At 37.9% G+C, this 13,131-nt stretch carries 14 protein-coding genes and 2 pseudogenes; 6 read left to right on the forward strand and 10 right to left on the reverse strand.

Features of this window, described 5'->3' with window-relative positions:
- A partial coding sequence (locus K6984_RS28430) for a DDE-type integrase/transposase/recombinase (RefSeq protein ID WP_221898388.1) occupies positions 1-378 on the forward strand: 378 nt, incomplete at its 5' end.
- On the opposite strand, the gene K6984_RS28435 is transcribed toward K6984_RS28430, so the two are convergent.
- Complete coding sequence (locus K6984_RS28435) at positions 379-750, reverse strand: BT4734/BF3469 family protein (RefSeq protein WP_221898389.1); 372 nt, start codon at positions 748-750, stop codon at positions 379-381. It lies immediately after the preceding gene.
- A gap of 92 nt (positions 751-842) precedes the next feature.
- Between K6984_RS28435 and K6984_RS35355 the strand changes: the two genes are divergently transcribed.
- Positions 843-971: a hypothetical protein gene (locus K6984_RS35355; protein WP_263458596.1), complete on the forward strand. Its 129-nt coding sequence runs from the start codon at positions 843-845 to the stop codon at positions 969-971.
- Between the two features lie 1,105 nt (positions 972-2,076).
- Here the strand turns inward: K6984_RS35355 and K6984_RS35360 are convergent.
- From K6984_RS35360 to K6984_RS28445, 4 genes are all read right to left on the reverse strand, one after another.
- Positions 2,077-2,205 carry a hypothetical protein gene (locus K6984_RS35360; RefSeq protein WP_263458856.1) on the reverse strand — a complete coding sequence of 43 codons (129 nt, stop codon included), beginning with the start codon at positions 2,203-2,205 and terminating at the stop codon, positions 2,077-2,079.
- Between the two features lie 27 nt (positions 2,206-2,232).
- Entirely contained in the window at positions 2,233-2,361 is a 129-nt protein-coding gene (locus K6984_RS35365; RefSeq protein WP_263458596.1) for a hypothetical protein, read from the reverse strand.
- Between the two features lie 1,041 nt (positions 2,362-3,402).
- Complete coding sequence (locus tag K6984_RS28440) at positions 3,403-5,328, reverse strand: ATP-binding protein (protein ID WP_221898390.1); 1,926 nt, start codon at positions 5,326-5,328, stop codon at positions 3,403-3,405.
- Positions 5,325-6,524: an SIR2 family protein gene (locus K6984_RS28445; protein ID WP_221898391.1), complete on the reverse strand. Its 1,200-nt coding sequence runs from the start codon at positions 6,522-6,524 to the stop codon at positions 5,325-5,327. The genes K6984_RS28440 and K6984_RS28445 overlap by 4 nt, the downstream gene beginning before the upstream one ends.
- A 142-nt stretch (positions 6,525-6,666) precedes the next feature.
- Between K6984_RS28445 and K6984_RS28450 the strand changes: the two are divergent.
- The 3 genes and pseudogenes from K6984_RS28450 to K6984_RS28460 all read left to right on the forward strand — a co-directional run.
- A pseudogene (locus tag K6984_RS28450) lies at positions 6,667-6,777 on the forward strand (IS5/IS1182 family transposase); the annotation flags it as partial.
- Positions 6,778-7,163: 386 nt separating this feature from the next.
- On the forward strand, positions 7,164-9,125 hold the full coding sequence (locus K6984_RS28455; RefSeq protein WP_221898392.1) for a DNA cytosine methyltransferase: 1,962 nt from the start codon (positions 7,164-7,166) through the stop codon (positions 9,123-9,125).
- Entirely contained in the window at positions 9,122-10,456 is a 1,335-nt protein-coding gene (locus K6984_RS28460) for a hypothetical protein (protein ID WP_221898393.1), read from the forward strand. Before K6984_RS28455 ends, K6984_RS28460 begins: the two co-directional genes overlap by 4 nt.
- 240 nt (positions 10,457-10,696) lie before the next feature.
- Here the strand turns inward: K6984_RS28460 and K6984_RS36800 are convergent.
- Positions 10,697-10,786, reverse strand: a pseudogene (locus tag K6984_RS36800) (IS6 family transposase); the annotation flags it as partial.
- 226 nt (positions 10,787-11,012) lie between these two features.
- Here K6984_RS36800 and K6984_RS28465 point away from each other — a divergent pair.
- Positions 11,013-11,156, forward strand: coding sequence for a hypothetical protein (locus K6984_RS28465; RefSeq protein WP_221898394.1), 144 nt, complete (start codon positions 11,013-11,015; stop codon positions 11,154-11,156).
- A 288-nt stretch (positions 11,157-11,444) separates the two neighbouring features.
- On the opposite strand, the gene K6984_RS36805 is transcribed toward K6984_RS28465, so the two are convergent.
- The 4 genes from K6984_RS36805 to K6984_RS35370 form a co-directional block, all read right to left on the reverse strand.
- A complete protein-coding gene (locus K6984_RS36805) occupies positions 11,445-11,606 on the reverse strand; it encodes a DUF4411 family protein (protein ID WP_221898397.1) in 162 nt (53 codons plus the stop codon).
- Between the two features lie 27 nt (positions 11,607-11,633).
- Positions 11,634-12,509, reverse strand: a complete 876-nt coding sequence (locus K6984_RS28475) for a UPF0236 family transposase-like protein (RefSeq protein WP_221898395.1) — start codon at positions 12,507-12,509, stop codon at positions 11,634-11,636.
- A 296-nt stretch (positions 12,510-12,805) separates the two neighbouring features.
- A complete protein-coding gene (locus K6984_RS28480; RefSeq protein WP_221898396.1) occupies positions 12,806-12,958 on the reverse strand; it encodes a hypothetical protein in 153 nt (50 codons plus the stop codon).
- 27 nt (positions 12,959-12,985) lie between these two features.
- On the reverse strand, positions 12,986-13,114 hold the full coding sequence (locus K6984_RS35370; protein ID WP_263458596.1) for a hypothetical protein: 129 nt from the start codon (positions 13,112-13,114) through the stop codon (positions 12,986-12,988).
- Positions 13,115-13,131: the final 17 nt, after the last annotated feature.

Raw genomic sequence — 13,131 nt, forward strand, 5'->3', positions numbered from 1 at the left:
ATGCTTTCTGAGCGCCGTGATGAAGAGGCTGCAACCGCATTTTTCAAACAAACGATTAACAATAATGGATTTCCTGATAAGGTCGTTATGGATAAAAGTGGCGCTAACTATGCAGGATTAGCCAATATTAACCTCTTGTTAATCCTCGCTGGGTTTGCCACTATGATCGACATATTACAGGTTAAATATTTGAATAACATCATCGAACAGGATCACCGCTTTATCAAAAAAATAACAAAACCGATGATGGGCTTTAAAGCGTTTCACTCCGCTCAAGCAACCATTGATGGAATTGAAACGGCACATATGATCCGAAAGGGACAGTTGTCTGAGGAAAGTATTCCTGCTTATAAGCAGTTTATGGCTTTAGCAGGATAGTTATGCCTGAAGACCAGGAGGTCTGCGCTTTTGATAATTATTGCGACAGAACCATATCGACTCTATCTGAAAATAAGCCTGCTTAAAGTCTGCATCGTTATTAATTAGACTAGCATCAACCCGAACCCCTAGCTTTAAACCATCGCCCGAGGGACTGATAAAGCAAAAAACAATATTAGGTTTTGTTATCAAGTCCGACTTAGCTAAGTGAACATCTTCCAGATGGTCTAGGTCTACAATCAATAAACCGCTCGATTTCTCGAAAGTCCCATTTTTTACGGGCTGACCTAACTTGAATGTACCGTTGAAGCTAACAGCCTCACAAACAATCGCCTTTTGTTTTTTATAAGCTTTCTCACTTTTCTCTCGCAAATCCCTTAATGATTGAGTAACCGGCTCATATTTAGGGGATCTAATCCGACCAATAACATCATCAAGGGGTTTATTTCGGGGAGTCGCTATTTTTGCGAAAGCTTGTTTTGGGCATCCCAGCCCAAGCAAGCAGCAAAAACTTAACGCGACCACTTATGCCTCCGGCGGCCCCGATTCGTCCTCGTCACCTCGTTCCGACCCAACAAGGGGTCGGAACATAGGCTCCAAATGACTTGACGCCGTGTCGGATGGCCTTTTATTTTGTCTCCACCTTCGCTAACGCTCAGACTCCGACAAAATAACGGCCCTACGGCTATCGCGGACTAAAAATCATCACTTCGCTTAGGCTCCGTTTCCCTGATTTTCAGCGAGAGTGGTTTGTCGGAGTGTTTACCCGGGGCATGTATGAAACGTTGCCGATGCCTTCACAATCAGGTGTAGGGTTCGCTTGACGTTTTGTTTTTGATGTAGATACCCCAGTGGCACAATCGGTGTTATCTTGAATGGGGGTGTTTTTATGTAGTTTATTCATACTTTTTAGCAGAACAACTAGACTTTCTTGAAATACATGATATAATGCACTTGTAGTATTGGAAAATCTTGTTAGATGCTCTGTGTTGTCCTCATAGTTGTCTAGCAATTAAAGCCCTATAAAGAATCTCCCGGCTAAAGGTTTCATCTTTATAGTGCGTAGTAAAAATAAGTCCTGCTCCCCATTAATTTATTTTGATGGGGAGCAGGACTTATTCCATATATCTATCTGTTTCTCACAGCTATTATATAATATAATAGCTACTTTATTTTGGATTGCAAGTCTTTTTCAAGATATTTTAACACTTATCCCCCAACCAAGCCTCCTGCCCCACTTATATAAAAACAGACACCGGTCTAACCCATGCCGGCTTTGCGGTTCTGATGTATTGAATTAATAATCCCCCGATTAGATCTCTTCACCTGCTCTACCCACTCAAAAAATATAGTGAAGCCTGGAGTCCCCTCGTGTTTGCTGGAAAGGGGGACAGATGAATAAGTTGTGTTATATAAACAGTTTATCTGTCCCCTGTTTTTATGAATACGTGGGGTATAGGCTCTTGCTCTGTAATAAACTCACAGATGAACCTTACGGCATAATTAAGTCTGTACGACAAAGCCACCAAGGACACCTGTTGGGATGTAAAGCTAGAGTGAGATATGCTCGGATAGCGGGGGAGAGTAGGTCTTGCTTTATGACTCGAGTGAGCGGCATACCTAAGGGAGGGATAAATAAAGTATGCTTCAAAGATTCGGGGACTGCTCTCGATAGAGTGGCAGAGGTTATCGAGATAGCTACATTCGCTGAAAATCCTGGAAACGGAGCTTTAGCGAAGTGAAGATTTTTAGTCCGCGATAGCCGTAGGGCCGTTGTTTTGTCGGAGTCTGAGCGTTAGCGAAGGTGGAGACAAAATAAAAGGCCATCCGACACGGCGTCAAGTCATTTGGAGCCTATGTTCCGACCCCTTGTTGGGTCGGGACGAGGTGACGAGGACGAATCGGGGCCGCCGGAGGCATAAGTGGTCGCGTTAAGTTTTTGCTGCTTGCTTGGGCTGGGATGCCCAAAACAAGCTTTCGCAAAAATAGCGACTCCCCAATAGTCGGCTTTAGCCGAAACAACGACTTTCAGTCGTAAGTCAAACTATGGATCTTTAGTCCATAGTTTGTTGATTTATAAAGTTAAAAAAATACGCTGAGTAGTTACTATATTTTTAGATTAACTTTTGAATTTAAAACAAATAGTTACAATAAGTTTAGTGAGTTTCAATGGTTTAGTTGTTGTGGCGACAACATACGCTGTTAATCCTGGATGGATTAATAGTCCGTGGTAGGCGAAGGGAAATTTGCCAATCCGAAGTGCGCTAGCAGCGCGCTCGGGAGGCTAAAATTTTATCCCGATGAGCCGTAGAGCCATTTGAGGGAGCCTTAGCCATGCGGGTTTTGTGCATGGGTGAGGTGGACGCAGGGCGTGCCAGGGCATAAATGATTCGCCGTGCGGCGAATCGATTTTTGTGACATGGAGTCCCAAAATCTATCATGAAGACGCGCGATGGCGCGTATAAATTATTAAAGTATTTTTAATATAAAAATCAGAAAATAGACCCGCTCAATGTAAGTTCTTAGTTTAATTTTCACCCATTTTTAAGGTAAATATGACTAAAATCAGGTCAGAATAAAATATATCCATTTTATCAATACCGTCGTCATTTTTGGCTTAAATTAAAACTGGCGACGGTATTGATTATACAGTGTGTGAATCTGCCTACACCCCAACTGCAAAATATAGTGAAATGGCTACAGCCCCCATGTTCTGTGAAAAACCAGGATTAAGAAAGTGAAGGTGTCTATATAACACTAAAATTTCTTAATCCTTAGTTTTCACGTATTCCGGGGGAGCGGGGGGGCTGATACTGCCAGTATTTACAGTCCATTATAGGTACACCTCAAAGAGACCGTATGAAGCCCGGTGTTATGGCAGTCCATTAATTGCTTAATACTAGGTATAATGGACTCTTATGAAGAGACTATGTAAAGTGGACTATTTTCACCAATGAGCAATTTTAGAACTTATGCATATTTAAGGGCATCGACAAAAGAGTAAAAGTCAGAAAATAGACCCGCTCAATGTAAGTTAAACCACTCTTTTGGAATGTTACAGTTCTTACTATTGGGGCTTGGTTTAGCCTCATGGATTTTTAAATGAAGTGGCATTGAGACACAGTTGCCAAATGCGAGTGCCTCACCTGGAATAGACTGTTTTATTTTATTGGTAAAATCATCTGAAAAATAAGGCAATATAGCTTGGATATAGTGCATATCCTTCTCATTCTGAATTCTATGAATAATAAAGTTAGCACACTGAGAAAGAACCGTTTCGGATAGTTCAGAAGGTCTTTGAGAGGAAACGAGCAAATAGAAGGAATATTTTCTCCCTTCTCTGGCTATTTTTTCAAATATATTTTCTTTTAGTAAATAGTCATAATGCTTTTTAATATAGCGATGCGCTTCGTCTAAAACCAAGTGAACAGGGTTCTCTCTTCGCTCATTGCCAATCAGTTTTTTTCTTTCATCGAAAAGTAATCGTGAAGTGACACTAGTCAATGTTTCGAGAATGTCAGGACTTAATTCACTGGTATCAATAATAACTAACTGGGAGTTTTCCTGCTCATTAACCCAGAGTTCTGCGATGTATTTTTTAACAGAATCAATACCATTTGATTCTCGCATGAACTCACAATCAGGGTTATCCAAAAAATAATCCAATCGTGTCAACATGGTTGCGGTGTAACCTCGTATTTGTCTATTACCGCGTGCATCTTCCTCCAAAAGGATTAACTCGGCTGCAATCTTCAGAAACCGGTGATCAAAGAATTCACCATTTTTGATTTTTGAATTAATCACTTCTTGAGCTTGAGCGTTATCTGTCTTTTCAAAAACAGCTTCAGTTGCTTGTTTCAACTTATCCTTGTTTTCACCATAAGTAATAGTACATGCCGTTTGTAAGTTTCCAATATCCTCCAATAAATCAGAAGAGGCACTTTCAATGGTTGAATTACTTTTAATAATGCTGATTATGCTTCCAAGAATACTTGCCGCAGTTGTGATTCTTGCGGTATCACTATCGGCTTGTCGCAATGTACTAAAAATCAGATTGCATATTCGATATCTGAGGTAATTAACAAACTTGTTCTTTTCTTCATTGCTTGTGGTGCCGATTTTGTAAAATCGATAACTCTCTTGCAAAACCTTATCCCAAAATGGCCGTTGCGTTGCATCTGTTGCTAAAAGAAAAGCACTCCATTCATCTAGTGATAGCAAGAAATGTGGTAAATAAAAGGGGCTATAACCGTCTACCTCTTCTTTGATATTGGGCTTGTAATACTTGATTAAAATGTTCGTATTTTTATCATTTAAAAATGCTTGATTATATTCGCCATTAACATCAAATATAAGTACTCGCGAACCTGTAGCCGAGTGATTTTCTTTTTTATGAATTTCTTGAATAATATGGGCAATGGTATTGGATTTACCGCTCCCTGAATTACCCAGGACTGCTGAGTGAATGTTGAAAAAACTATCTATACTCACATCTATTGGGTAGTTAATAAGATTTTTACTGACACCCAAAGAAAATGATTGATGAATTTGATTCCCTTCTGTTTGCACTGACTCATTGGTATTAGTTCGCAAAATAAGCCGCATATCCTTGAAGGTCACAATGCTTACATCACTATATAAACTAGGAAAAACCCCTACACCCAGTGCAAATTCATCTTCTTTATTGATTGTACCAATAGGTTTAAGTAAGAGTTCCCGATTACTTTCTACGTCAAAGGATAATTTTTCCTGATGCAGGTCAGAGTCAAAAATAGATACAACCTCACATATAATAATTTCTTCAACTGCATTGGTTATTTTAAGATAGCTCCCAATGTTGCCAAAATAATAAATATTGCCATGTAAATTGACTGAGCTGCCTCTGATCTCTGACGATATTTTTACCTTAAGCTGGCTGTAATTGATGCTGATTATTTTTCCAATTTTCATGCGGTATCATCAGGCTTGAGGGCTTTATTAAGTGAAGATACAAAATCATCGAATAAAGTAGTGTTTACGTTTTTGTCCACATTGGGCAACAATTCTGTGACAATATATTCAAAATAGTGGATTTTATTATTTTCTTGATCTGTGCCAAAGATACGGTAGATTCTACTATCCTGAATTTTAGCCAGTGGACAATCTTTATATTCACCAAAGATTACAACCGATATTGATGAGTTTGATGCCAAGGCTTGATAGATAATATTGTTAAGATGTTCATCACTAAAACTGTAACCAATAATGAATATTACAGAGTTAGGTAGTGACAACTTCGTTTGAAATTCTCTAATAAGATCAGCATAGGGTGATCCAAGGCTTTGAGCTTGCTTCAAAGGCGTTGGATAAATCAACATATGATTTTCCTTGTTGTTACCTTCACCACCTGTAACAGGGATTTCATGAATATTGAATAATGAATTACCCTCTTGTTCTATCCAACTAATAGAGCCATGCAATTTGTACAAATACACCATATTTTCCAATGGCTCGAATTTTTCCAAATTCGCATCTATTTTTTTTGAAAATGTGTAATGGAACCTGGCAGGGTTGAAAACTCGCTCAAGTCCGCCGCCAAAACCATTGTTGTAATTTATATTAAGTGTATCGAGTGCCTTTTCATTAAAAAGATCATTGTTTGTTGTGAAAATATTAACCCGAGAAAGGTCTTTATTTCTTAGCACCGTTTTTTGATAAAACTGTTTATATAAATCCAGACTTTCTGTAGCATCCTCACTTGAAAGATCAATATTGATTTTCGAATACATTGAGTCTTCGATGTGCTTTATCAGCTTCTCAACATTTGATGTTTCCGTTGCATCAGCACTGGAAATACCTTGCAGGTAATGTTTTTTAGCATGGAGGATAGTTAATATCTCCTCTAAATTATCACCCTTTATACTTTCGTATAGCGTTTTTATTTTCTTATCCAAACCATTAGTAATATCTTGCGCTATCTCATTATGCATGGTTTTCATGTTTGGAACAGCACCAGAACTAGCCCCCGCTCCAAGCAAAAAACTAATATTTTTTAGGTTGGATAATTCTGCTATTTTCTGTTTGATGCTTTTTAAGCAATCATCTCCGCAAATATCATCTCCGCCTTGGTAAAAAAAATATTTTATTGTTCTTGTTTTTGGTTTCATTCATTACATTGTTTTTTACAATACCTTCGCCAATTTTAATTTAATAGAAGTTACGCATTGACAGGCAATGTTAAACTATAAGCGTTAAAAATACTAAAGCCATTGGAAGGCCAAGCCTTGATAAGAAAAATAACACGTCCCTGATGCTGGGAAGAAAATTCAATCGCGAAAACACCATATCCTTGTTGACACACTTGGGTTAATTATGGTTACAGCTGCTTCGGTTCAAGAACGGGATGGTGCGAAACTTTTATTCACATTGCAATGATAAATTTGATGCTAGGGCGGCTTGAAAACTGATTCATGGGACTTTTAAAACACGCACTCAAGAGACAAGACATTACTTTCCTGAATGTAATATTATACCTGGCTTTGACACTAGATTGTCGTGATTTTAATGATGGGATGATAAGGTTTTTCTCCTGCATGATGTTTTACCATTTATCGTATGAAAATAGGTCACAGTTGGTTTCTACACAAACATTTGTATTTCTGCGACAGAAGCAGAATATTGGGTGGTGTGTTAAACCTGTGATATTCATGCATAATAATGATAATAACTGGTTCGACCCACTACCTATTTGTTTTTAAATCAAAGTTAATCTAAAAATATAAATCCATACCCGCTCAATGTGAGTAATGATGCAACAAATGCAATTATTTGATCCAGAAGAAGACGCACAGAACCTTGATAACTGGTTTCAAGGTGCTATAAAATTTTTTAATTTAGATGAGGAACCAAGATGGCCTGACTATTTCGGCACTGCATTCCGTAATTGGCATATGAACCAAAAAAACACCCAAATAAAAACACTAAGTTTATTTAGTGGTGGTGGTGGGCTTGATATAGCTTTTCATGATATGGGATTTGATATATTTGAGTGCGTTGAAATTGAAAAAAAATTTTCTGATTCTTTGCTTCTAAATTCAGCTAAAGGAAAACGGCTTTATGGCTGTAATGTCGTATGTAAAGATATTCGTGATTACGCACCTACAGAACAAGATATAGATTTCATTATTGGCGGCCCACCATGTCAAACATTTTCTGCCGCTGGTGCGCGCGCATCTGGTGTAAATGGAATGGATGATAGAAGGGGGACGCTATTTCAAGAGTATGTAAGAATACTTAATCAAGCGCGCCCAAAAGCCTTTCTATTTGAAAATGTGTATCGAATTATTGGCGCTCAAGAAGGTGAGCCTTGGTTATTAATACAAGAGGCATTTAAAGGTGCAGGTTATAAATTGCATTGGAGGATATTGGATGCTGCTGATTATGGTGTGCCTCAGCATAGAGAAAGATTAATTATTGTAGGGATTAGAGATGAATGCGATTTTCTTTTTCCATCACCTACTCACGGACCAGACTCAACCAACAAAAAGGCTTATTACACGGCAGGAAATGCTGTTATTGGAATTAATACTAACAAATGTAAAACTGGAATTAACGGTAGGCATGGCCATCTATTAAATGACATACCCCCAGGCTTAAATTATAGTTTTTATACTGAGAAAATGGGGCATCCTAGACCAGTTTTTGGATGGCGATCAAAATTTTCTGATTATCTATATAAAGCAGATCCAAACACTCCAACAAGAACTATAAAAGCACAAGGCGGGCAATACACAGGCCCTCTTTCTTGGGAAAATCGTCATTTTATGATTGATGAATTAAAAAGACTTCAAACATTTCCTGATGATTATGAAATATCAGGAAATCGCCAAACTGCTATTCATCAAATAGGCAATTCTGTACCTCCGCAGATGGGTAGAATTATGGCATTAGCTATTATGAACCAAGTTTTTGAATTGGAACTTCCTTTCAATATAAAGTACTTGAGGCACGATGAAAAACTGGGTTTTAGGGCAAGAAAATCATCTCTGACTGCTATTTATAAAAATAAAGCAGCAGAATACATTAATCTTAAATTTCCCGGCAATAAAGTTGATGTTTATAAAAAAGAGTCTGGGAGTTGCAATATGGAATTGACAGACAAATTCCAATTAGTTGAACATAACCAGAGTAATCCCACTACTTTTTCTTTAGATTTCACTATTGATTATAATAAATGGGTTTTTAGGTGTAAAAATAAAACTAATAGTGATCATAAGATATTTTCGATTTTAATTAAAATGTCTCCTGAACAAAAAGATATTATTAATATTGGTGAAGTACATCTTATATCGTATGACAAACGACCAGTTTCAGTTCTTGTATTATGGAAATTTTTTGAAAAAAAATTAAATGATTTAGCTTACAAAGATGATCTAATTCAAATCTTTGGATATTATCAATATAAACAATCTTTTAAATTCTACTTTAAACTAACTAAAGAAGATATGGAACCTTGGTTTTTCTGGAAAGTTATTTCGCATATAACGCGTGGAGAGTGCGTTGGAAAAACGCTAAATATTAACGATATTGCAGATTACTATAATATCCATACAGAACATCTTCTTGAAGCATTGAAAATGCTTAAAACAATTGGATTTGAAATTCGTAGTTGTAATACAAATAAGCAAATAAAAGAAGGTGATTATCTAATACCATACCAATTCCCAACGCTGAATGAGCGTAGTTTACAGAGATTAACAGAATTATGAGAAAAGATGAGAAGGAAAATCACCTAAGGGTCTTTAAAGATAGATCTGAATATATTATTGATGGTAAAGATAAAGAGATTTTTTGGGAAGGTCCTGTGTCAGCCGAAACAAAAAATAGAACAAAATTTATCAAGGATAGTTTTGAAGAAGGGTTTCTTGAGAACCTCATAAATAGCGTAAAGGATAATTCTGAAGAAATTCAAATGGACTTAATAGATATAAATACAAAGAATTGCCTAGAAAAACTAGTGGACTCAGTTACAAGTGAAGTAGGTCGTGCTTTAATTGGATTAACTGTTATGCAATTAACTATAAAATCAATAGATTCAACTCAAAGCATTAGGCTTCATAAAGGAGGCACTGGGAGCAATTCATTTTCATGGAAAGATGGAATTTCCATGCGGGTATTAGATAGAAATTACGTTACCCCTGTTTTACGTAAATATGATCTTGTTAAATTAAATGCAGATGGATTTATGATGACAAGGAGTTTAGCTGAAAATTACCCTTATTCTTCATTATATAAAGCACAACTAAAAGGAGCAAGAATCGAATGGCTATCAGTTGTTGAATCACTAGAGGGAAACTTAAGTGACCCATTTAATTCATTAAAGTATTTTGTTTCTCTTCTTTTTAATAAAGCAGAGCAGTTTCAACTCGCTTCAGATGATTTGCTTAAAAAAACAAATGCTTATGTAGATTCAATCACAAAACCAAGCCAAGCCATGAGTTTAATACGCTCTCACATTGATGATTCTGGTTATTCCGCAAGATTAATGGAAATAAGCATTCATGCTTTAATGCAAGCTGCTATAGATACTGGAACGTTAGGACTTGTAACGCTTAAGCCATTATCACAAATGAGATCAGCAAATAAAAAACATGGGAATATTGGCGATATAGAGTTACTTGAAGATATGGAAATTATAGAGTCGTGGGATGCTAAATATGGAAAAGCATATTTAAGAGAAGAGATTGATGAAGTTATAGAAAAGCTGACAACCCATAACTCAGTTGGCGTGGTTGGATTTGTTACAACGCTAGCACCTATAATTAATCAAGAGATAATAAAAAAACTAGATTCAGCTAAACAACTACATGGAATTGATATAAAAATATTAACCTTTGAGGAATGGATAGAATTAATTTTCAATAGAGTATTAGAAGAAAAGCACACGACCGAAATTGAATTAGCAAAAAATTGGCTTTTAGCTTACGCCGAATGCATTGCACAAAAAAGACGAGATGTTGCGCCAATTGATGAGCCATGCATTGAATGGGTTAAAGAGCTAGATAAGAAGCTTATATTAACCGCCAAGGCTGATTTGTAATGCATATAGTGATTAAACGTCATAACTATTATGTACTCTATCCGATTTTTTCAACAAAAAGTTATTTATCTGTTTTTGCTAAGCAGATAAACTGGTTCTGTCACAATAATTTATCATGACGGTAAAACTTGGTCATCACTGACCTTTATGCGGTTAATGAACAGCGATGACAGGACGTGCCAATGTTGGTTCTGTCGCAATAATTATCAAAAGCGCAGACCTCCTGGTCTTCAGGCATAACTATCCTGCTAAAGCCATAAACTGCTTATAAGCAGGCATATTTTCCTCAGACAATTGTCCCTTTCGGATCATATGTGCCGTTTCAATTCCATTGTTTACTTTTTTAACATGGGTTTTATTAACTATAGCATGAGATAAGTTTTTTAACAGTCTTTTTTAACATTATTAACTATAAATAAGGTCTTGTTAATGGTGATTAGCTGTGTTGATGGCGATGTAAAAAATACACTTGTTTTTTTAACTCCCGCTATCAGCGTAAATGTTCCCCTCTAGTGAGTGTCAAATTGTAGAGTTATCAAGCGGGGAGTCGCTATTTTTGCGAAAGCTTGTTTTGGGCATCCCAGCCCAAGCAAGCAAGCGGCAAAAACTTAACGCGACCACTAATGCCTTCGGCGCCCCAGACGTCCTGCGTACGTGCCTCTTCGCCACTACCATCGTAAACTCGGTGCTGGCTTCGTAACACTCCCTCAAATGACTGGACGGCGTTTCAGAATGCCTTTTATTTTGTCTACACCTACGCTAGCGCTACGATTCCGACAAAACAACGGCCCTACGCCTTCTGGGGACTACCAGCCCTCGCTTTCGCTCTCCATGGCTGGGGCAGCGATTGTCTAAGGAAAATACGCCTGCTTATAAGCAGTTTATCGCTTTAGCAGGATAGTTATTGCGACAGAACCTTATTTTCTCTGTCTGTCCTTGGTAGGCAGTGACTTTTTTATCTGACATCATCTTCCCTGATATTGGTTGTTTATAAGCTAAAAGTGAAGTTGTCTTTTGCGTGTTGGCTGAGTAAATCGTATATCTGAATACTATCAACCTGCATAGCATTAGCGGCATCCGGTATTAAAATGCGTTTTTTGGATTGTGGATTACTTAGTTCATGGGTAACGAGAGTGTAATCGGGTGCGATTAAAAGTACGGTGAATTTTTCAAAATATTAAGAAGCTTTGGCCAAATTTCTCCAATATTCATCCCATTGATCATTTCCTCTGACCACTCTTAAAGCAAGCATGGGTTCAACGTTTTCAGATTTCCACCACGCCCCTGATAGTTTTAATCGTTCCTGAATAACATAACGGTGTGCGCTTTCTATTTCGCCTGAACCAATAGGCAAGTTTTTTTCTATCGCTCCTTTATAGTCGAGTTGCTCAGTACGGTTACTTAAATAGCGGTGACAAGATCGTACAGGGGCTTTAGAATTTTCAATCTCATCACCTTCTAAAAACGGGTTTAAATCATGAATAACAAGTGAGTGTTCATTGTTCTTTAAGCGTTTTTCCTGAACATCCATCCAGTTTTTTTCATCATTGGCTGCGCATATTTTCGATGCTCCCCCTAAGTATTCGCAAACGTGATAAAAGTCAACTAGGTAACTTGCCTGTGATCCAAACCTTTTTTTCATTTGATCTGCAATCCATGTTGCACCATCGCCAACACCATGTATTTGTGTATTGATACCCAGTCCTGCAGTGACCGCACAATTTAATAATGAATGCCCTGCATCATCTACACTCCCTCCAAAAGTAGCATCAAATTTAGGTGTGATATTTCCTTCCTCATGAGCTAATGCTAAACGAGCCTCTTTCCAATGCAGTATTTTCTTTTTACGCTTATCACCTTTATCTGTTCTTGTTGTCACAATAGGTAACATGCAGCCATCAATCTCTACAACTTGTTGCTGGCAGCCAGTAACCACGGGTAAAGTCGAGCTCTCTCGCTGGGAATTCATTTGTTGACCATGGTTCTCCGTCACCGTGCGAATCGTGCTCACTGGCATCTCGATTCCATAATGTTCTTGGAGTTTTTTAGGCACTTTCCCGAATGCATGATATCACGACTTTCAGTCGCCAAGCTCTCTAACCCACCCGTCTTTTAGCGGGTGGTTGTTTAGTTAACTCTTCAATAGACGCTTTCTCAACTTTTTCCATAACCCAGCTTGGCACAAATTTAAAATGTACTTTTAATACCAACAATACCTTCGCCAAAATGAAAATACACTCATTTTTATGAATTTTACAGCCTATAAGCGATTGATTTATATAGGTGTAAGATTGTCATTTTTGGATTAAATTAAAATTGGCGAAGGTATTGATACCAACACAAGACTTTTCATAACGCCTTTCTTAAACCCTTTCTCAAACGCTGAAAATCAGGGAAACGTAGCCTAAGCGAAGTGAAGATTTTTAGTCCGCGATAGCCGTAGGGCCGTTGTTTTGTCGGAGTCTGAGCGGTAGCGAAGGTGGAGACAAAATAAAAGGCCATCCGACACGGCGTCAAGTCATTTGGAGCCTATGTTCCGACCCCTTGTTGGGTCGGGACGAGGTGACGAGGACGAATCGGGGCCGCCGGAGGCATAAGTGGTCGCGTTAAGTTTTTGCTGCTTGCTTGGGCTGGGATGCCCAAAACAAGCTTTCGCAAAAATAGCGACTCCCCGA

This window comes from Bathymodiolus japonicus methanotrophic gill symbiont, from assembly GCF_019721995.1.
Taxonomy (GTDB): Bacteria; Pseudomonadota; Gammaproteobacteria; order Methylococcales; family Methylomonadaceae; genus Methyloprofundus.